The sequence below is a fragment of the Pseudomonas sp. LBUM1648 genome, from assembly GCF_059716145.1.
The window spans coordinates 2,264,850-2,284,440 of the sequence record NZ_CP166808.1 but is presented as its reverse complement, the minus strand read 5'-3'; the positions used below and the strand labels follow the sequence as shown (position 1 = coordinate 2,284,440).

The following is a 19,591-nucleotide window of genomic DNA, read 5'->3' as shown; positions in this document are numbered from 1 at the left end:
CTAAAATTAACGAAGGCGCAGCATGCGCTCGACTTTTGCGACGTCCGACGGATGCAGCAAGCTGCTACCGCGCAGTTGACGCTTACGCTTGGTCGACATTTTAGTCAGGATGTGGCTCTTGAAAGCGTGCTTGTGCTTGATACCGTTAGCAGTTTTCAGAAACCGCTTAGCAGCACCACTTTTAGTTTTCATCTTTGGCATGTTCGGTACTCCGCATTCAGTTGATAAACATAATCAGAAGGCCTGCCGTGCCCTATTGATTACTTCTTCTTTTTCGGGGCGATGACCATGATCAGCTGGCGTCCTTCCATCTTAGGATGCTGTTCGACCGAACCGTACTCGAGCAGGTCAGCTTCAACCCGCTTGAGGAGTTCCATCCCCAGCTCCTGGTGGGCCATCTCACGGCCGCGGAATCGCAAGGATACCTTGGCCCTGTCCCCATCACTCAGGAAACGTACCAGGTTGCGCAGTTTTACCTGGTAATCCCCTTCCTCCGTCCCTGGACGAAACTTGATTTCTTTAACCTGAATCTGCTTCTGGTTTTTCTTGGCTGCGGCAACCTGCTTCTTCTTTTCGAAGATCGATTTGCCGTAGTCCATCAGTTTGCAAACAGGGGGTACTGCATCGGCGGAAATTTCCACCAAATCCAGTTTGGCCTCTTCAGCCTTAAGAAGCGCGTCTTCAATTGACACAATCCCAAGCTGTTCACCTTCAGCCCCAATTAACCGAACCTCGCGTGCCGAGATATTCTCGTTGATCGGGGCTTTCGGTGCAGCTCGTTTATCTTGTCTCATTTCACGCTTAATAATAATTACTCCGAATCTGGGCGACCACGCCGGGAAACCGCTTGCGCGAGAAACTCAGCGAACTGGGCGACGGGCATAGAGCCCAGGTCAGCACCTTCACGAGTACGCACAGCGACAGTCTGCATCTCGACTTCCTTATCTCCGATAACCAAAAGATAGGGAACCTTGAGCAAAGTATGCTCGCGGATTTTAAAGCCGATCTTTTCATTTCTCAAGTCGGACTTGGCACGAAATCCGCTTTCAGCGAGAGTTTTTTCAACTTCGGCGACGAAATCCGCCTGTTTATCAGTGATATTCATGATCACTGCCTGGGTTGGCGCCAGCCACGCAGGGAATGCACCTTCGTAATGCTCGATCAGGATTCCGACGAAACGCTCGAAGGATCCAAGGATCGCGCGGTGCAACATCACCGGGTATTTGCGACTATTGTCTTCGGAGACGTATTCGGCGCCGAGACGGACAGGCAGGTTAAAATCGAGCTGCAAGGTACCACACTGCCACACACGACCGAGGCAATCTTTCAGCGAAAATTCGATCTTCGGACCGTAGAACGCACCCTCACCCGGCTGCAGATCGTACGGCAAGCCCGCAGAATCAAGGGCTGCAGCCAATGCAGCTTCGGCGCGATCCCACAGCTCGTCGGAACCGACGCGTTTTTCCGGACGAGTGGACAGTTTCATCTCGACATCGGTAAAGCCGAAGTCACGATATACGTCCATTGTCAGCTTGATGAACGCAGCGGATTCAGCCTGCATCTGCTCTTCTGTGCAGAAGATGTGGGCGTCGTCCTGAGTGAACGCGCGCACACGCATGATGCCGTGCAGCGCACCCGACGGCTCGTTACGGTGGCAGGCACCGAACTCTGCCAGACGCATCGGCAGCTCGCGGTAGCTCTTCAGGCCTTGATTGAACACCTGCACGTGGCAAGGGCAGTTCATCGGCTTGATCGCGTAGTCGCGGTTTTCCGACTGAGTGGTGAACATGTTGTCGGCGTAGTTGGCCCAGTGCCCGGATTTCTCCCACAGGCTGCGGTCAACCACTTGCGGCGTCTTGATCTCAAGGTAGCCGTTGTCATGCTGCACTTTGCGCATGTACTGCTCGAGCACCTGGTACAGAGTCCAGCCGTTCGGGTGCCAGAACACCATGCCCGGGGATTCTTCCTGAGTGTGGAACAGACCAAGGCGCTTGCCGATCTTGCGGTGATCGCGCTTCTCGGCTTCTTCGATGCGCTGAATGTAAGCCGCCAACTGCTTTTTGTCCGCCCACGCAGTGCCGTAAACGCGCTGCAACTGCTCGTTCTTGGCGTCGCCGCGCCAGTAGGCGCCGGACAGCTTGGTCAGCTTGAAGGATTTCAGGAAGCGGGTGTTCGGCACATGCGGGCCGCGGCACATGTCGACATATTCTTCGTGATAGTACAGACCCATGGCCTGTTCATTCGGCATGTCCTCGACCAGACGCAGCTTGTAGTCTTCGCCGCGAGCCTTGAACACTTCGATCACTTCGGCACGCGGAGTGACTTTCTTGATGACGTCGTAATCTTTCTCGATCAGCTGCTGCATACGCTGTTCGATGGCCGCCATGTCGTCCGGAGTAAAAGGACGCTCGAAGGCGATGTCGTAATAGAAGCCTTCGTCGATGACCGGCCCGATCACCATTTTGGCAGTCGGGTAGAGCTGCTTGACCGCATGGCCAACCAGATGGGCGCAAGAGTGGCGAATGATCTCCAGCCCCTCTTCATCCTTTGGCGTAATGATTTGCAGCGTAGCGTCGCTTTCGATGATGTCGCTGGCGTCGACCAACTGGCCATTGACCTTGCCGGCCAGAGTGGCCTTGGCCAGACCTGCACCAATGGATGCGGCGACCTCGGCTACGGAAACCGGGTGATCGAATGAACGTTGACTGCCGTCGGGAAGAGTAATAGTTGGCATGGCGCCTCCTCTCCTAGTGGTGACCCCTACCAAAGGTCACGTGGGTTGGGATGAGCCAGTACAAGATCCGATCCAGGCCATTCAATGACGAACGCCTGCCTTACAGCGGCAGGAGCCTTGCGGCCAACCGGAAAACCGAACCAGAGTGACTGGGATTCAAATCAGAATATTCGCACGTTGACCGCCGCCGGGACTGAAAGTCATCCGGAGCCTGAGAACGCTTGAGCTCGGCATGCTAGCACAGATGAGCGGTCACTTAATGCCTCTGTTTCACCAGAAGGCAAATCGTCCGCTTTTATGCCAGAGTGCTGAACTTGATGGGCCCTTATGCCCTCAGATAACAAGACATTGACCCACAAGGAGCATCCTCGCATGCGTCTGAATACCTTATTCGCCGTAGTCGCCCCCATTGTTCTGCTGCTGCCGCTGAGCGCTCATGCCGACTGGCCAAAGGGCGAGCGCGACAAATACATGGCCCAGTGCACCCAGGCGGCGACTCCGCAGATTGGCGCCGCCGCGGCCAAGTCTCACTGCGCCTGTGGCGCCGATGCCATCAAGTCTTACCCGGCCGGCGACATTCAAGCGCTGATGGACAACAAGGCCACCCCTGAACTGCAGCAGAAAGCGCTGGGCCAAATCGCCAAATGCAAGGCCAACGCTCCAGCGAAAAAGTAAGAAAAAATGTGATCTGACTCGACTCAACGCCGAAAAAAACGGCTGAATTTGAGCCTTTTCAGACGATTTATGCAGGTTTTACAGGTTTTTTTATTGTCTTTACTTTTCGCTAAACCCCTTTCAAACCGGGGCTTTCAGCCGAAACAGGCGGTAAAGAAAACACGACGGATTGGCAAACAGCACGTCCGGGGGGCTACCAAAGCGAACATTTCGACTATGATACCCGGGTGTGCCCAGTTGGCCTGAGCAGCACAGTACTGAAAAATATATGTTTCTTGGAGATACACCATGTCTAATCGCCAAACCGGCACCGTTAAGTGGTTCAACGATGAAAAAGGCTTCGGCTTCATCACTCCTCAAGGTGGCGGTGACGACCTGTTCGTACACTTCAAAGCTATCGAAAGCGACGGTTTCAAAAGCCTGAAAGAAGGCCAGACCGTTTCCTTCGTGGCTGAGAAAGGCCAAAAGGGTATGCAAGCTGCACAGGTTCGCCCAGAGTAATTTCTCGGCGCACTAAAAAAACCCCGTCCATGTGACGGGGTTTTTTATGCCTGACATAAAAGCTGCCAGCAATCAGCCGCAGTTGACGCGAGTAATCACCAGGTTGTTATCGGTATTGAGGTTCAAGCGATCCGAGCGGTATTCCAGGGTGATCATGTCATCTGGCTTGAGGAAACGGGCGTTTTGCGCACCGGCCTTGGCGCGAGCCTGCTCCAGCAACTCTGGCGAAGCTTTCTTGCCAATGGCGAATTCCGCCGCCGTTGCTTCACAGCGGCCATGACCGGCATCGGTCGCCACAGATTCCTTTGCCGACTCGCTGGAGGTCGTACTGCAACCGGCCAACATGGCAACGGCCATAAGTGCACCCAGTGACGCGAACTTCAAAGGCATGAAGCCTCCTTGTTTTCAAATTATTAAGCTGAGATCGTGCGACAGCCGTTCCGGCGTTTGGTTGCATGACAAATGCCATCACCCTGCCCCATGACCGGAAAAACGCCGAGTGTGCCTGAGCAGCACCCATCGCCTCATATCTCAATCGTGACTGAATATTAACGACGCTCAGTAGACGTCGATGTAGTCATATGGCGGATTCGGCCAATTCTCTTTTAGCGCGTTGAAGATCTGCATTACCCACACTTCATCACTGGCCGCGACATTACCCACATAACCCGAGCCCTTGGCCCAGGTTTCAAGACGAAACAACAGGCCGTCGATGTTTTGGCCGCCCGTCACCCCCGAAGAGATGTAGGCGATACCGCCCTTGGTCACACGCAGTTGCGTGTGCTCATCATCGCTGGCCGACGCCAGCAATTGGCGTACTGCATCGAGGGTAAGGCCGTCAGGGGTACTCAAATCGATCTGCACAGCACAATCCTTGGATAAGCCGGAAAAGACCAAGTGTCGCATAGCGCTCCGCTCATGCCTAAGTCGCAGTGCCAAACGCCCGACAAAATGGTTAACTCGACGCACAGACCTCCCGACTTTCCGAGCCTCATCATGACCAGCCTAAGCATCGAAGCCGACATCAAAGCCAAATGGGCCGACGGACACAGCTCCTACAGCCCGGGAACCACAGAAGAGTTGGCGCTGATTGGTATTGATCTGCTGGTCAAGGATCTGGGAACACAAGCGGCCCAGCATTTCATCCAGCAGATTTTCGAAAGGTACCCGACCGAGCAAGTCGAACAAGAGCCGGGAGAATAAAAAAACCCGCAGGCTGGCACCTGCGGGTCGCTCATTTACTTCAGGCGTTTCAGGCGTTCGGTCAACAGATCGAAGAAACCCTGGGCATCGCCATTTTCCACCCAGAAGGCATTCTTCGGTGCCTTGAGGCCGTCATACCAATCGACAATGGTCTGACCGAAAGTCGGGCCTTCACGACTATCAACCACGACATTCACCGAACGACCGGTGAAGAGTTCGGGCTTGAGCAGATAAGCCACGACGGTGGCGTCATGCACCGGGCCACCCGGAATGCCGTAGTGCTCCATATCGCCTTTGATGTATTCGTTAAGGATGTCGCCGACAATTTTGCTCGCGTTATTGTTGAGTGCGGCAATCTGCTTCAGGCGCGCATCGCTGGTGAGAATCTTGTGGGTCACATCCAGTGGCAGATAGGTCAGCTTCACGCCGCTCTTGAGCACCACTTCTGCAGCTTGCGGATCGGCAAACAGGTTGAATTCAGCCACCGGGGTGATGTTGCCACCATTGAAGTGCGCACCACCCATGATCACCACTTCCTTGATGCCCTGGACAATCTCCGGTTCCTGGATCAACGCAAGCGCCAGGTTGGTTTGCGGGCCAAGCATGGCGATAGTGATGCTGTGCGGCTTGGCTTTTTTCAGGGTGTCGATCAGATAATTGACCGCATTTCCTTCAGCCAGGCCTTTTTTCGGTTCGTGCACAGTGACACCCGACAGGCCTTCCTTGCCATGGATGTTCTCCGCGTAGATCGGCGTACGCATCAGCGGCTTCGGTGCGCCGGCATAGACGGGCACATCCTCGCGCCCCGCCCACTCGCGAGCCAGACGCGCGTTACGCGAAGTCTTGTCGAGGCGCACGTTGCCGGCCACAGTGGTCAGCGCACGAATGTTCAGCTCGTCCGGCGAGGCCAGCGCGAACAGCAAGGCGACCACGTCGTCGGCACCCGGGTCAGTGTCGATGATCAGGTCGATTTTTTCCGCCGCATGAGCGCCGGTTGCAGTTATCACTGACAAAAGCAGCAGACTCCGGATTAGTTGATGCAGTTTTTGAGCATAGCGTTGCATGGCGCATTCCTTGTGCATGAGAAATCGAAAGTTAGAACGTAACACCTGCCAACAAAACGATGTTGCAGTAAGGCTGACATTCGCCTGTACGAACAATCGCCCGTGCCTGTCGGCTGAGAACCTTGAATTGCTCGTGACTGAGTAGTTCTCGACGACCCAAGGCGCCCTCTTCATTCAACTCGTCCAGCGTGATCAGCGCTGTTGGCTGCTTGTCGAAGATCTCTTTGGCCAGCACATGACTTTCCACCTGCATTTCGCTGAGCACGACTTTCAGCGTGCTGACGAAATCGGGGACACCATGGGTCAGTGCCAGATCGATCAGTTCGACACCGGGCGGCACCGGCAATCCGGCATCACCAATGACCACCATGTCGCCATGACCCAGGGAGGCAATCAGCCGCGACAACGCAATGTTGAGCAATGGAGTCTTCTTCATGCGGGTTTAAACGCCTGTACGTCGGACATTGTTGGGATAGATGGCTGTGCACCGGCGCGAGTCACTGACAATGCGGCGGCAATCTGTCCGTAGCGAATCGCTTCGGCCTCGGACTTGCCAGCGGCCAGCGCAGCGGCGAAACCACCGACGAAAGTGTCCCCCGCCGCCGTGGTATCGACAGCTTTCACTTTCGGAGCGGGGAAATGCTCGAAACCTTTGCCGTTGGCGAATAACGAACCCTCGGCGCCGAGAGTGATGATGACTTTGCCAGCCCCCATCGCGATCAAATGACTCGCCGCGCTTTTCGCGGTGTCCAGCGAGTCGACCGGCAGGCCGCTCAACGCGGCAGCTTCGCTTTCATTGGGAATCAGATAATCGATGGCCGCGAACCAGTCGGCCGGCAATGGACGGCTGGCGGGTGCCGGATTGAGGATGACGGTCTTGCCCAGCGCATGTGCGCGTTTGAGCGCATGGCCCACCGTTGCATCCGGGATCTCGAGCTGGCAGATGACAACTTCAGCGGCCTGCAAAACCGGGTCGAACCGGTCGATCACCCCGGGCGTCATTGCGCCGTTGGCTCCGGCGACAATCACAATAGCGTTCTGACTGTTGTCATCGACCACGATCAGCGCAACACCACTGGAATCCTCGACAACGCTCACCGCCTGGCAGTCAATCTGCTCAGCCAACAAGGCGTCACGCAGTTGCACGCCGTAATCGTCGTTGCCAACACAACCAACCATCGCCACTTGCGCGCCCAATCGCGCAGCAGCCACGGCCTGATTGGCGCCCTTGCCACCAGATACGGTGGTAAACGAATGACCGATCAGTGTTTCTCCACCCCGGGGCAACCGTGGCGCCCGGGTCACCAGGTCCATGTTCAGGCTGCCTATTACCACTACATTTGCTGGCATACATCATTACTCGTCAATTCGGTTTCAGCGGTATTCGGTGAACACGCCGGACAGCGGCGCGGTCGACTCGCGCAAGACAATACTCGGGGTCACGATTCGTTGATCAGTGCCCAGACTCGGGGTAGCAATCCTTCGCAGCAACACTTCGGCCGCCATCTCGCCCAGTTGCAGGATCGACTGGCCGACGGTGGTCAGCGCCGGGTAAACGTAACGACTCATCTGGATATCGTCGAAACCGATCACCGATAGCTCGGTCGGCACCCGCACGTTGCGTTCTGCCGCTGCGCGCAACACACCGATACCGATCATGTCGTTACCGGCAAAAATCGCACTCGGCGGATTCTTTTCGAGCAGGACCGCCGCTGCGTTGTAACCCCCAGTGCTGGTGAAATCGCTTTCCAGCATGCGCGCCGGGCGTACTTCTATACCCGCCTCTTTCAGCGCACGGCAATATCCGGCTTGGCGCATCTGCGCGACGCTGGTGCTCGCCGGGCCGCCGATAGTCGCTATGTCGCGATGACCAAGCTCCAGCAGATGCCGGGTGGCGAGGTAAGCGCCGTATTCATGATCGATACGTACCAGATCCGCATCCACGCCATCCAGGCCACGGTCGACAATCACCATCGGCGTCTTCACACCGGCCAGCCCTTGCGCCAGGCCACTGTCACCACCGGCTGAGGCGACGATCAGACCATCGATGCGTTTCTCCAGCAGAACACGTAAATAGCTGCGCTGTTTCTCAGGGTTGTCATCGGAGTTGCAGAGAATCACGCAGTAGCCGTTACGCTCACAGTAATCCTCAATGCCCCGCGCCAGCTCGGCAAAGTACGGGTTGAGACTGTTGGGCACCAAGAGGCCAATAGTTGCAGTGGTCTTGGCTTTCAGCGAACGCGCCACCGCGCTCGGTACATAGTCGAGGGTCTTGATGGCCGCTTCGACTTTCAGCCGCACCTCCTGACTGACCGGGCGGGTGTTGTTCACCACATGAGACACGGTCGTATAGGAAATTCCCGCGAGCGCCGCTACATCCTTGATCGTCGCCATGTCTCAGCCCCGCCGACTGGCGCGCTGGCTGCGATAAGTATCGAGCACTACCGCAATGACAATCACTGCACCGGTGATGATGCGCTTGGTCGGTTCAGTTGCGCCAATCTGCGCGAGCCCGGCCGCCAGCACCGAAATGATCAATACGCCAAAGAAGGTGCTGATTACCGAACCCCGGCCGCCCATCAGACTGGTGCCACCGATCACTACAGCGGCAATCACTTGCAGTTCCAGACCGGAACCGGCATTCGGGTCAGCCGCTTCCAGGCGGGAGATCTGAAACAGTGCGGCGACACCGGCCAGCAGGCCCATCAGGCTGAATACCAGAATCTTGTAGGGCTTCGGGTTGATGCCCGCCAGACGCACCGCCTCTTCGTTGGTGCCGATGCCGATCAGGTAACGGCCGAACACGGTGCGCGTCAAAACCGCTTGTGCAATAAAGATCACCAGCAGGGCAATGATGAACGACGGCGAGATGCCGAAAGCGATCGGGTTCGACAGCCAGGCAAAGGAATCACCGATATAAGCCGTGCGCGAGCCAGTCATCTGATACGCCAGACCACGGGCCATTTCCAACACACCGAGGGAAACGATGAACGATGGAATCCGCCAGGCCACAGTGATCGAACCGGTAATGGTGCCGGCCAATGCCGCTACCGCCATACCGAGCAACGCCGAGGGCAAGACGCTCCAGCCCCAACCGAGCATGGCGACGCTGACCGTCGATGCCGCCAGCGCCAGCACCGAGCCCACCGAAAGGTCGATGCCACCGATGATCAGCACGAAGGTCATGCCGACCGCCAGCACCATCAGATCGGGGATCTGGTTGGCCAGCGTACTGAAGGTGTTATAGGACAAAAAGTGGCTGCTCAAGACCGAGAACAGCGCGATCATCGCCAGCAAGGCACCGGCCAGACCCAGATAGGTACCCAGTCCGTAAAAATTGCCACTACGTTTGCCGGCAGGAGATGCAGTTTTCATGGGAGATCCCTAGGCGCTGCTTCGTTGAGCAACGCATCACGTTTTTGGTAGCCGGCGAACGCGGCGGCAAGCAAATCATCCTGGGTCCAGCTGTCGCGCTCGAAGGTGTCGATCAGACGCCCTGCCGACAGCACGCCGATCCGGTCGCAGATCAGCATCAATTCACGCAGGTCACTGGACACCACCACCAGCGCTTTACCCTGGCGAGTCAGTTCCCCGAGCAAGGCATAAATGTCGAACTTGGCACCGACGTCGATACCGCGCGTGGGCTCGTCGAACAACAGCACCGAACAATCGCGTTCCAGCCAACGACCAATCACGACCTTCTGCTGGTTGCCGCCGGACAGCTCTGACACCAGCTGTGTCGGGCTGGAACTGCGGATGTGCATGGCGGCAATCTGACGTTGCGCCAACGAGATCTCGTCGCCGTTATTGACGAAACCACCGCTGGAAATTTCCGGCATGTTGCCCAAGGCGATGTTGGCGCTGATCGACTGACTGAGCAGCAGGCCTTCCCCCTTGCGGTCCTCGGTGATCAACGCAATGCCATTACGTACAGCATCGACAGGCGATCGTACGCTCACCACTTGAGCAGGCGAACCCAATGCGATCGTGCCACTGTCGGCGAGATCGGCACCGAAGATCAAACGCAGCAGTTCTGTGCGCCCCGCTCCAATCAGCCCGGAAATCCCGAAGATCTCCCCGGCGCGCACTTCGAACGAGACATCGCGCACTTTGTCTGAGCGAGTCAGGCCGTTGACCGTCAACGCCGGAGCGCCAATCTTGCGCGGCCCCAAATCGATGTGTTCGCCCAGCTCCCGGCCGACCATCAGCGTGACCAACTGTTCGCTGTTGTAATTGGCCATCGGCTCGACGCAGACCAGATTTCCGTCGCGCAGCACGGCAATGCGCTGGGCGACTCGCGCCAGCTCTTCAAGACGGTGGGAAATGTAAATGATCGAGACGCCGCGAGCCTGCAATCGGGTGATCTGCTCGAAGAGCATTTCGACTTCGCGCGCGGTGAGCATCGCGGTCGGCTCATCAAGAATCAGCACATGGCAATCGCCGATCAGGTTGCGAGCGATTTCGACCATCTGCTGATGCCCGATGCCCAACTCGCCGACCAGTGTGTCCGGATCGATCGCGTCGAGCCCAACCTGGGCCATGGCCTCGATCGCTGCTTTTCGCAATTGCTTGCGGCTGATCCAGCCACCGTTACTCGGCAAGTTGTCGAGGAACAGGTTCTCCGCTACCGACAGCGTCGGCAGCAGATTGAGTTCTTGCATGACCATGCGCACGCCAAGATCTTCAGCCTGGGTACGGCTGCCCGGACGATAGTCCTTGCCCTGAAATTGCATCTGGCCAGTGGTCGGCGTGACCAGACCACCAATGATCTTCGAAAGCGTGCTTTTACCGGCACCATTCTCGCCGGTCAGCGCCAGCACTTCACCGCGCATCAGCGTCAAATCGATGCCGGCAAGCACCGGTTGCGCATAGGTCTTACCGATACCGCTGACCGAGAGGACAGCGTTCGGGGCGGAAACTGACATAAAAAATCTCCATGCGCTCGCCCGGACGGACGAGCGCCATTGTGTCGCCAGAGGACTTACTTGGTGACCAGCTCGACCGGCGTTTCAATCACGCCATTGGCACCGCTGTCGACCTTCTCGCCCTTGATGATTTTCAGCGCAGTCTCGATGCCGAATACGGCTTGTTTCGCGGCATATTGATCAGCAGTCGCCAGTACGCGACCGTCCTTCAACATTGGCTTGATCGCGTTGATGTTGTCGTAGCCGACAACCTGCACCTGACCAGCCTTGCCAGCGGCCCGCACGGCGGAAACGGCACCGACAGCCATGCTGTCGTTGCCTGCCAGCAATGCTTTGACATCCGGGTATTCGCTGAGAATCGAAGCGGCTACCTTGTTGCCTTTGTCGATCTCCCAGTCACCGGACTGCAGGGACACAACCTTGATCTGCGCCGCCTCCATCGCATCCTTGAAGCCAGCGGTACGCTGCTGAGCGTTGGTCGTCGTGGACACACCCTCAATGATGCCGACTTCGTCACCAGCCTTGAGCTGTTTGGCCAGGTACTCACCGACCAGACGCGCACCTTTGCGGTTATCCGGGCCTACGAATGGCACGCTGATGTTTTTGCTTTTGACGATTTGCGGATCGAGCTGGTTGTCGATGTTGATCACGGTAATACCGGCATCAACGGCTTTCTTGATCACCGGCACCATGGCCTTGGAGTCAGAAGGCGCGATGACCAGGGCGTTGACCTTGGCCAGAATCATTTGCTCGACGATGCGAGTCTGGCCTGCTGTGTCGGTTTCGTCCTTGATGCCGTTAGAGATCAGGTCGAATTCGGCAGAGTGTTCTTTCTGGTAGGCCTTGGCGCCATCTTCCATGGTCAGGAAGAATTCGTTGGCCAGAGATTTCATGACCAGCGCGACTTTTGGTTTTTCCGGGGATTCGGCGAACGCCGAAGAGACAGGCAGTGCAGCGGCTGTGGCAGCCAGCATAGCGACAGCAAGAAGACGTCCAGCGAATGGCAGCTTCATGGGTTCACTCCGATCTTATGATTATTGTGAGCAACGCTTGCGCTGGCGTAAGCTACGTCGCTTTCGCCGACGGCATAGTTCATCGGGAAAGCCGCGCAAACGTTTGCGTAGACCGAACTATGCGAATCCCGCCGACATTTGTCAACAATCAGAAATCGTCATTTATTGTAGGGCGATTCTTCTGACCGCCCCGCGATGCTTATGCCGTGGTATCGACCAGGCCGCCGCTGCTGCTGGAGTCCTTGGCCATCTCCTTGACCAATGCATTGGTGACTTCCGACAGCGCGCTGTTGGTGTCAGCGATTTGCCCCTGCATGGACATGACCACCTGCGCCTTGGCTTCGGGTGTCGGATAGCTCGCCGCCTGTGCCGCAGCCAATTGCTGCTGCTGCTCCTGAAGCTGCTTTTGCAATTCCTGCATCCGCTTCAGCAGCATTTTGACGGTGATACTCAGGTTATCACCGCTTTCGGCCTTACTTTCTTCCTGGGCAGCACCACCGGTTCTGACTTGATTGCCGCCATCTTTATCCGCACCTGACGCCTCGGCGGCAGCGTTCTCTTCCGCCTCACTCAGTGCACTGATTGTGGCTGCGGTTTTGCCGCCGATGGTGACTGCGCCAGGGTTTGAAAAACCGACTGTAAGTGACATGTGAACTCCCTAGAAATTTAGTGCCCTTGAACACGCATCGGCCTGTGCGATGGATTCTTTAGCAGAAAACCCGATACCGACAACCCGATTCGTTCGACAGACGCGGTAGTCCTTTTCGGAGAGCCGAACGTGAAAGCGTGCATTGTTCGGAAACCCGGATAAACGAATCAACAGTGAATTTTACGGATCACAAAATATTGTTTTAAATCATAATGTTAAACATTTCTCTGACGCAAAGTACGGCTGGTACAGATCCTGCTCCCTTCACCGCACCCGGGCATTCAGATCGGCTCGGGGTGAATCTAGATGAACCTGCATCAGCACCGTCTCACTACTAGAGAGAAAAATAATGAAATCTGCTTTCAACACCTTCGTTCCGGGCGCTTTGGCCCTCCTCCTGCTCCTGCCTGCCGCCCTTCAGGCAAAAGAAGTCGAAACCCAGACCAAACTCGCCAACGTCGTGGTTCTCGCCACTGGCGGCACCATCGCCGGGGCCGGGGCCAGCGCAGCCAACAGCGCGACTTATCAGGCCGCCAAAGTCGGTGTCGAGCAATTGATTGCCGGCATTCCTGAACTGAGCAAACTGGCCAATGTGCGTGGCGAACAAGTCATGCAGATCGCCTCGGAAAGCATCACCAACGACAACCTGCTGCAACTGGGTCGTCGTGTCTCCGAACTGGCAGACAGCAAAGACGTCGACGGTATCGTCATCACCCACGGCACTGACACCCTGGAAGAAACCGCCTACTTCCTGAACCTGGTCGAGAAGACCGACAAGCCGATCATTGTTGTCGGCTCCATGCGTCCGGGCACCGCCATGTCGGCGGACGGCATGCTCAACCTGTACAACGCCGTGGCCGTGGCCAGCAGCAAGGAGGCTCGCGGCAAAGGCGTCCTGGTGACCATGAACGATGAAATCCAGTCCGGTCGCGACGTCAGCAAAACGATCAACATCAAGACCGAGGCATTCAAAAGTGCCTGGGGCCCGCTGGGCATGGTGGTTGAAGGCAAATCCTACTGGTTCCGCATGCCGGCCAAGCGTCACACCATGGATTCGGAATTCGACATCAAAAACATCAAGAGCCTTCCTGACGTAGAAATCGCCTATTCCTACGGCAACGTGAGCGATACCGCCTACAAGGCACTCGCCCAATCCGGCGCCAAAGCCATTATCCACGCCGGTACCGGCAACGGCTCGGTGTCCTCCCGCGTGGTTCCATCCCTGCAGGCACTGCGCAAGGATGGCGTGCAAATCATCCGTTCTTCCCACGTCAACGCTGGCGGCTTCGTTCTGCGCAACGCCGAACAGCCTGACGACAAGTACGACTGGGTCGTTGCTCACGACCTGAATCCGCAAAAAGCCCGCATTCTGGCGATGGTTGCGCTGACCAAAACCAACGACAGCAAAGAGCTGCAACGGATGTTCTGGGAATACTGATTGACCTTCGCCCGATCACCTCTCGGTCGGGCAACCTTCGCACCACTCGCCTCTTCGGCGAGCGGTGCGTCGCCGACAGCACTCAAGCATTTTTCTCACAAAAAAACCGACAGAACTCACACCAAAGTCAGAAAACCGCTGTCAGAGGATTTTCTTGAATTTTAAGCAGTTGCGAAAACGCCTACAGTTAAATACTGTATGCACGTACAGCTTAATAAGGATAACCTCGTGGCCACCTCCTCTGATGCTCCTGACGCTTATGAACGCATGGGTATGCGCGTTCAAAAAATCATCAACTCCCCTACCGCACAAAAAGCCAAAGCCGCACTGATCTTCCGCTTGCCGGATGAGCCGATGGATAAATGGGAACAGCTGCTCGAGGAAATCGACGAGAACGACAACGTCACCCTCGCCTACCGCGACGATGGCGGCGTGCAGATTTTTTGGGTTGTGCCGAAGGAAGATTGATTCAATGATTGTCCGCTGTTTTGCTTTGCTGTTGCTGTTCATCGCCACGGGCGCCCAGGCGGGTGCACCTCGTACATTCACGGAAGCCAAGAAGGTCGCCTGGAAGCTGTATGCGCCGCAGTCCACCGAGTTTTATTGCGGGTGCAAATACACCGGTAACAAGGTCGATCTGAAAGCTTGCGGTTACGTACCACGCAAAAATGCCAAGCGTGCTTCGCGCATCGAGTGGGAGCATATCGTACCGGCCTGGCAGTTCGGCCATCAGCGCCAATGCTGGCAGGAAGGTGGACGCAAGAATTGCACACGTTACGATCCAAGCTATCAGAAGGCCGAGGCCGACCTGCACAACCTGGTGCCGAGTATTGGCGAGGTCAACGGTGACCGCAGTAACTTCAGCTACGGCTGGCTGCCGGTGCAATCCGGTCAGTACGGCTCGTGCCTGACCCAAGTCGACTTCAAGGCCAAGAAGGTCATGCCTCGCCCTTCGATTCGCGGCATGATCGCCCGCACCTATTTCTACATGAGCAAGCAGTACGGCTTGCGTCTGTCGAAACAGGATCGGCAATTGTATGAGGCGTGGGACAAGACCTACCCGGTGCAAGATTGGGAACGCCAGCGCAATCAAAGCGTGGCGTGCGTGATGGGACGCGGCAATGAATTTGTCGGCCCGGTGAACATGAAAGCCTGCGGCTGATTGCAACGCAAAAAAAGAAAGGCCTCGAACGTTATGTTCGAGGCCTTTTTTGTGGCTAGCTGCCAGACTTGTTGTAGCGCCAATACCCCATCAGGTTGAGCGACTCGCGAGGGATACCGCATTCCTTGATCAGGTATCTGCGCAAACTCATCACCGCCGCAGACTCTCCAGCAACCCAACCGTAAAATCCTTCGGGAGCCGTCTCGGCAATTTCCCAGAGAATGTCCTTGTCGATGTCGACATCGGCCAACTCGACTGCACGCCCTGCTGCCGACCTATGAATGGGCAGCTTTGCCTCACGCACCGCCTCAACCATCAATGCTCCAGTTACCGTTTCACCCGCTTGATCGCGGATTAACCACTGCACCGACAGCCCCGGCCAATGAGGAACGGCAAGCATGTCCTGTGCGCTATCGACTTCGAAAAATGCCTGGACTTGCGGCGGCTCGGCAAGCACTGCCAACTCATCCAGAATACCCATGGCAGCCGGTAGCGCCGTCGCGTCGGCGACGAGCAGAACCTGCTTGAGGACTTGCGGCGGTTTCCATTCAAATCCTCCGGCATCCTGCGCCGAGAAATGGCTGTCGGGAGCGAGGATCTGCATCGACTCACCGGGTTGCGCTCGAAGCGCCCAGCGAGATGCCGGCCCAGTCTCGCCGTGCAGGACGAAATCGATATCCACTTCACCCTGTGAGGCGCGCAAATGGCGAATGGTGTAAGTGCGCATCGCCGGACGTCGATCCGCCAGCATCGCCCGGAAGCGAGCGTACCAGCCTTCGCTCTGGGAAAGCCTGGATTGCGAACCGTCGGCGGCAGGAAAAAACAGCTTCACCCGTTGATCCGGCGCCCAAGTAGCCATTTCATTGACTGGCGGGCCGCTGAGCGTGATCCGCATCATGTGCGGGGTCAACTGCGTTTTACGATGCAGGATGACATCGAATAATTTGTAGGGATTGGCGGAGGCCATGCGGAGCTCCTTCTGGAAATCATCGGCGACTTCAAAAGGAACGAATCGCGTTTGACAACCTTTAGGCAGCTCCGCCGAATGGATCGTTTACGGCGTGAGCGGATGTTCAACCAGCACCGATTCAACATTCTGCTTTTTGGCCTTCACCAATGCTGCATCAACTTGCACCTTTCGAGCTTCTGCCTCGGCCTGGGAATTGAACGGACCAATCAGAATCCGCGTCTTGCCGCTACTGTCCTTGATGACAGTCGGAACGAAAGCATGTTCGATCAACCAGCCACTCAGGTCACTGACTGCCTGAGGGGTTTCGCCGCGCACTTCCAGATCCCACTGTGGAGCAGAGACCACCGCTGGAGCGCTCGCCACCGCCGCTTTCGGCTTCTGCACGTCTACACTCTTGCCTTCACCACATCCTGCCAATGCCAGTGCCGCGACCATCCAGACCAATTTGCGCACAACGCTTTCCTCGGAAATCTCAAAGCGGCGATCTTATCATTCATAAATACTTCGCGAGCCCCGCAAAATGGGCACAAAACAACGAGATTGATGATTGCAGCCTCTGTATAGTTACGCCCTGGGAATTAATGCCACATCTGCGCGTCAGAAAGAGGCACCCAAACCATGAGACTTCGCACTAATCTATACGTACCACCGACCTCTGCACTGTCTGAATCAGGTGCCCTACAAAGCAATCAAGGAGAAGACCATGCTGATACTCACCCGCAAAGTCGGTGAAAGCATAAATATTGGTGATGACATTACTATCACTATCCTGGGCGTTAGCGGCCAGCAAGTACGAATTGGCATCAATGCCCCGAAGAACGTTGCGGTGCACCGTGAAGAGATTTACCAGCGCATTCAGGCTGGCCTGACCGCTCCGGACAAGCCACAAACTCCCTGAAACGCCTCGCAGTCAGTAGCCAGTTCGTTTGCCTCGTGTAATGACTGGCTAAAGATTCACGCGCCGTATCGCCATCCGCTCCCCACTCTGCTGGGCACGGCGCCTGACACGCGAATCCCCTTCCGATTCATTGCTGTACCCCATCCCCAGTTGCCGCCCGATACTACCCGCCATTCCCAAGGCTGGCTGTCGGACGTTTCCGATAGAGCGCAGGGAATTTGCTCTGCTAAGCGAATGTCACGCCACGCGCCATACCTGTGGCGGCTACCACCATGAGCACCAGCAGCAATGCCTCGACATGACTGATTCGTGCGTACAGCTTTGCACGCCCGGTATCGAACGCCGCACCCCGCGCTGAGGCAATCCGCCATTTGACCAACGTGATCATCGGCGCAAGCTCTATCAACAGAATAAGCACAAACAACGTCATCTTCAGATGGAACAGTGGCTGATGAAGATAATAGTCAGTGCCCTTTTCATATCCGCCAAACGCCCGCATCCCACCCGTCACAAGCAGAATCAACGCAGAAACGCCCCATAGATTATCGGCAAGCAAAACCCGCCCGGCCTCCCCCGTGCCGGCCGCCAAGCGACTGAACGCCGCTGCGCGCGTCAGCACGGCCCAAAAGCCCAAGGCAAAAGCCAGTAGATGAATAGCCGCTAGAAACCAGTGAACCAGCATCGACACACTCCTTTGGAAAGGGTTGAAATTCGGCCAGTCAGTAGTAGTTGAAAAAGTACGGATTTGCCCGCACAGGATCGCAGGAACAAAGAGAAGCACTGCGAAAGCCAAATCGCAGGCAAAAAAAATCCCAAGCAGCTGATGGAAGCTTGGGATTTAAAAATGCATAAACCGTGGTGGTGAACGCGGGGCGGATGTTACTGAATTCCACGATCGGTAACAACGATTTTTTGATAACCGGTTGGTTCGTAACATCGGTAAGCCATTAAATATCAACACTATTTAATGGGCGAAAAAGTCGACCCGTTGAAATTTTCAGCTCCGAGCGATCCACATCGAAAAACAGCGGTACTCGCCCAAACCAATACATCAGAAGGGAGCGAAACGAAGAGCTTTGAAAGAGATTTAAAATCGCAGTGTCTAGTCCTGAAATAGGTTTACACCTGTTTCAGCCTCAAAACGCCCGATGCACCGCATCGGGCGTTTTGTATTTCAGCGACAGATGAGGCCGCTCGTTGTTATAGATCTGCACCGACTCGTCCACCATCCGGATGGCCTCTGCAAAATCTTTGGGGCGATGCAGCAATAACTCGTTTTTCAAAATCCCGTTCACACGCTCAGCCAACGCATTTTGGTAGCAGTCGTAGCCATCGGTCATTGAGCAGGTGATGCCGTATTTGGCATGCAGCCGCTGATAAAGCTCGGAGCAGTATTGGACGCCTCTATCCGAGTGATGCACCAGGCGTTGCTCCGTTGTCCGCTGCCTGAGGGCTTTGTTGAACGCCTGGATCACCGATTCGGTGTGCAAGCTTTCATGGACATGGTGCCCCACGATTTTTCGAGAGTACGCATCGGTGATCAAACTCAGATAAGCCACACCCGTTTGCGTCGGTAAGTAGGTGATGTCCGCAACCCATACTTGCTCTGGCGCCTTGGCGACTACCTGAATCGGTCCATCTTTGAGCAGGTTTGGATGCCGGCGAAAGCGATGATGGCTGTCTGTCGTTTTGTGATACGCCCGTCTGCGGGGAACCAGTTCGCGCCGATCTCGCAAGATATCGAATAAACGGTCTCGACCAACCTTTACGGACACTTCTGGCTCAGTGCGCATTAGATTGTGAAGTTTTCGGGTGCCAAGGCGCGGCTGCCTAAGTCGCTTTTCCCTCACGAATCCCATCACTTCCTGGGCATGACGGGCCCGGGCATCACACGCCCGGTTGCGCTTGTAATAAGCCTGACGGGAAATCCCCATGAACTGGCAAGCCCTACTGATGCTCAGGCCTTGGATCTGCCCTTGGGAGAGGACTTGCCGGATCGCTTTTTTACGACAGAAACACCGAAGTCGTTCTTCAAAACGTCAACGACGGCCTCGAAAAACTGAGCTTTCTGGTTGGCTTGGGCAAGCTTTTCTTCAAGCTCTTTGATTCGCTGTTCGGGTGTCAGGGGTTTATCGGGCTCATCCATGGAACGGGGTCTCTTGGAGCGAATGGACGCGCCTTGACTCCAGTCCTGCCGACCATGCCTGCGTAACCAGTTCAGTACGGTCGTTTTACCCTGAATGCCATAGCGCTCTTGAGCCTCTTTATAACTCAACTCGCCTTTTTCGACCTGATCGACGACCGACAATTTAAAGGTCAGCGTGTAATCACGCTGACTGCGCCTTTCTCCCGTATTCAT

24 protein-coding genes are annotated in these 19,591 nt (G+C 56.0%); 7 read left to right on the top strand and 17 right to left on the bottom strand.

What is annotated here, in order from left to right; all coding sequences use genetic code 11:
• Positions 1-6: 6 nt before the first annotated feature.
• From rpmI to thrS, 3 genes are read right to left on the bottom strand one after another with little or no spacing between them, the layout of a single operon-like run.
• On the bottom strand, positions 7-201 hold the full coding sequence (gene rpmI / locus ACA043_RS10405) for a 50S ribosomal protein L35 (protein WP_002553160.1): 195 nt from the start codon (positions 199-201) through the stop codon (positions 7-9).
• A 59-nt stretch (positions 202-260) separates the two neighbouring features.
• Positions 261-812, bottom strand: a complete 552-nt coding sequence (gene infC, locus ACA043_RS10400) for a translation initiation factor IF-3 (protein WP_170947229.1) — start codon at positions 810-812, stop codon at positions 261-263.
• Positions 812-2,734: a threonine--tRNA ligase gene (gene thrS / locus ACA043_RS10395; protein ID WP_497659117.1), complete on the bottom strand. Its 1,923-nt coding sequence runs from the start codon at positions 2,732-2,734 to the stop codon at positions 812-814. The genes infC and thrS overlap by 1 nt, the downstream gene beginning before the upstream one ends.
• 372 nt (positions 2,735-3,106) lie before the next feature.
• Between thrS and ACA043_RS10390 the strand changes: the two genes are divergently transcribed.
• Both ACA043_RS10390 and ACA043_RS10385 read left to right on the top strand, forming a co-directional pair.
• Positions 3,107-3,409: a hypothetical protein gene (locus ACA043_RS10390; RefSeq protein ID WP_187676967.1), complete on the top strand. Its 303-nt coding sequence runs from the start codon at positions 3,107-3,109 to the stop codon at positions 3,407-3,409.
• Positions 3,410-3,697: 288 nt separating this feature from the next.
• Positions 3,698-3,910, top strand: a complete 213-nt coding sequence (locus ACA043_RS10385) for a cold-shock protein (protein ID WP_003179963.1) — start codon at positions 3,698-3,700, stop codon at positions 3,908-3,910.
• A 72-nt stretch (positions 3,911-3,982) separates the two neighbouring features.
• Here ACA043_RS10385 and ACA043_RS10380 read toward each other — a convergent pair whose 3' ends face one another.
• Together ACA043_RS10380 and ACA043_RS10375 are read right to left on the bottom strand one after the other, a co-directional pair.
• Positions 3,983-4,300, bottom strand: coding sequence for an I78 family peptidase inhibitor (locus ACA043_RS10380; protein WP_401271509.1), 318 nt, complete (start codon positions 4,298-4,300; stop codon positions 3,983-3,985).
• A 168-nt stretch (positions 4,301-4,468) separates the two neighbouring features.
• Positions 4,469-4,774 carry a hypothetical protein gene (locus ACA043_RS10375; RefSeq protein ID WP_497659116.1) on the bottom strand — a complete coding sequence of 102 codons (306 nt, stop codon included), beginning with the start codon at positions 4,772-4,774 and terminating at the stop codon, positions 4,469-4,471.
• Positions 4,775-4,906: 132 nt separating this feature from the next.
• Between ACA043_RS10375 and ACA043_RS10370 the strand changes: the two genes are divergently transcribed.
• Positions 4,907-5,113 (top strand): hypothetical protein, encoded by a 207-nt coding sequence (locus tag ACA043_RS10370; RefSeq protein ID WP_401271515.1) that lies wholly within the window; start codon positions 4,907-4,909, stop codon positions 5,111-5,113.
• Between the two features lie 35 nt (positions 5,114-5,148).
• Here the strand turns inward: ACA043_RS10370 and ACA043_RS10365 are convergent, their stop codons facing one another.
• The 8 genes from ACA043_RS10365 to ACA043_RS10330 all read right to left on the bottom strand — a co-directional run bounded on the left by ACA043_RS10365 (position 5,149) and on the right by ACA043_RS10330 (position 12,764).
• A complete protein-coding gene (locus ACA043_RS10365) occupies positions 5,149-6,177 on the bottom strand; it encodes a nucleoside hydrolase (RefSeq protein ID WP_123532934.1) in 1,029 nt (342 codons plus the stop codon).
• 31 nt (positions 6,178-6,208) lie between these two features.
• Positions 6,209-6,613, bottom strand: a complete 405-nt coding sequence (rbsD, locus tag ACA043_RS10360; protein ID WP_497617364.1) for a D-ribose pyranase — start codon at positions 6,611-6,613, stop codon at positions 6,209-6,211.
• Positions 6,610-7,527 (bottom strand): ribokinase, encoded by a 918-nt coding sequence (gene rbsK, locus ACA043_RS10355; protein WP_187676961.1) that lies wholly within the window; start codon positions 7,525-7,527, stop codon positions 6,610-6,612. Before rbsK ends, rbsD begins: the two co-directional genes overlap by 4 nt.
• A gap of 24 nt (positions 7,528-7,551) precedes the next feature.
• The gene (locus tag ACA043_RS10350) at positions 7,552-8,571 is read right to left on the bottom strand and encodes a LacI family DNA-binding transcriptional regulator (RefSeq protein WP_497617362.1); all 1,020 of its coding nucleotides are present in this window, start codon (positions 8,569-8,571) and stop codon (positions 7,552-7,554) included.
• Between the two features lie 3 nt (positions 8,572-8,574).
• Positions 8,575-9,552 (bottom strand): ABC transporter permease, encoded by a 978-nt coding sequence (locus ACA043_RS10345; protein WP_187676959.1) that lies wholly within the window; start codon positions 9,550-9,552, stop codon positions 8,575-8,577.
• Positions 9,549-11,102 carry a sugar ABC transporter ATP-binding protein gene (locus tag ACA043_RS10340; RefSeq protein ID WP_497659115.1) on the bottom strand — a complete coding sequence of 518 codons (1,554 nt, stop codon included), beginning with the start codon at positions 11,100-11,102 and terminating at the stop codon, positions 9,549-9,551. Before ACA043_RS10340 ends, ACA043_RS10345 begins: the two co-directional genes overlap by 4 nt.
• Before the next feature lie 56 nt (positions 11,103-11,158).
• Positions 11,159-12,115: a sugar ABC transporter substrate-binding protein gene (locus tag ACA043_RS10335; protein WP_187676957.1), complete on the bottom strand. Its 957-nt coding sequence runs from the start codon at positions 12,113-12,115 to the stop codon at positions 11,159-11,161.
• 199 nt (positions 12,116-12,314) lie between these two features.
• Entirely contained in the window at positions 12,315-12,764 is a 450-nt protein-coding gene (locus ACA043_RS10330) for a hypothetical protein (RefSeq protein ID WP_497617357.1), read from the bottom strand.
• Positions 12,765-13,113: 349 nt separating this feature from the next.
• On the opposite strand from ACA043_RS10330, the gene ACA043_RS10325 reads away from it, so the two are divergent.
• From ACA043_RS10325 to ACA043_RS10315, 3 genes are all read left to right on the top strand, one after another.
• Positions 13,114-14,202, top strand: a complete 1,089-nt coding sequence (locus tag ACA043_RS10325; RefSeq protein ID WP_187676955.1) for an asparaginase — start codon at positions 13,114-13,116, stop codon at positions 14,200-14,202.
• A 198-nt stretch (positions 14,203-14,400) separates the two neighbouring features.
• Positions 14,401-14,670, top strand: coding sequence for a DUF1654 domain-containing protein (locus ACA043_RS10320; RefSeq protein WP_401271535.1), 270 nt, complete (start codon positions 14,401-14,403; stop codon positions 14,668-14,670).
• 4 nt (positions 14,671-14,674) lie between these two features.
• Positions 14,675-15,364, top strand: a complete 690-nt coding sequence (locus ACA043_RS10315; protein ID WP_187676953.1) for an endonuclease — start codon at positions 14,675-14,677, stop codon at positions 15,362-15,364.
• A 55-nt stretch (positions 15,365-15,419) separates the two neighbouring features.
• On the opposite strand, the gene ACA043_RS10310 is transcribed toward ACA043_RS10315, so the two are convergent.
• Both ACA043_RS10310 and ACA043_RS10305 read right to left on the bottom strand, forming a co-directional pair.
• Positions 15,420-16,331, bottom strand: coding sequence for a siderophore-interacting protein (locus ACA043_RS10310; protein ID WP_401271541.1), 912 nt, complete (start codon positions 16,329-16,331; stop codon positions 15,420-15,422).
• Between the two features lie 87 nt (positions 16,332-16,418).
• Positions 16,419-16,787, bottom strand: a complete 369-nt coding sequence (locus ACA043_RS10305) for an SPOR domain-containing protein (RefSeq protein WP_187676951.1) — start codon at positions 16,785-16,787, stop codon at positions 16,419-16,421.
• Positions 16,788-17,037: 250 nt separating this feature from the next.
• Here ACA043_RS10305 and csrA point away from each other — a divergent pair, with 250 nt between their 5' ends.
• Positions 17,038-17,232 carry a carbon storage regulator CsrA gene (gene csrA / locus ACA043_RS10300; protein WP_003179932.1) on the top strand — a complete coding sequence of 65 codons (195 nt, stop codon included), beginning with the start codon at positions 17,038-17,040 and terminating at the stop codon, positions 17,230-17,232.
• Between the two features lie 226 nt (positions 17,233-17,458).
• Here the strand turns inward: csrA and ACA043_RS10295 are convergent, their stop codons facing one another.
• On the bottom strand, positions 17,459-17,914 hold the full coding sequence (locus ACA043_RS10295; RefSeq protein ID WP_187676950.1) for a DUF2214 family protein: 456 nt from the start codon (positions 17,912-17,914) through the stop codon (positions 17,459-17,461).
• Positions 17,915-18,368: 454 nt separating this feature from the next.
• Positions 18,369-19,591, bottom strand: a protein-coding gene (locus tag ACA043_RS10290) for an IS3 family transposase (RefSeq protein WP_123367138.1) whose coding sequence is annotated in 2 segments (ribosomal slippage) — positions 18,369-19,240 and positions 19,240-19,591 — 1,224 coding nt in all. Because the reading frame shifts where the segments join, the coding sequence is not laid out codon by codon here.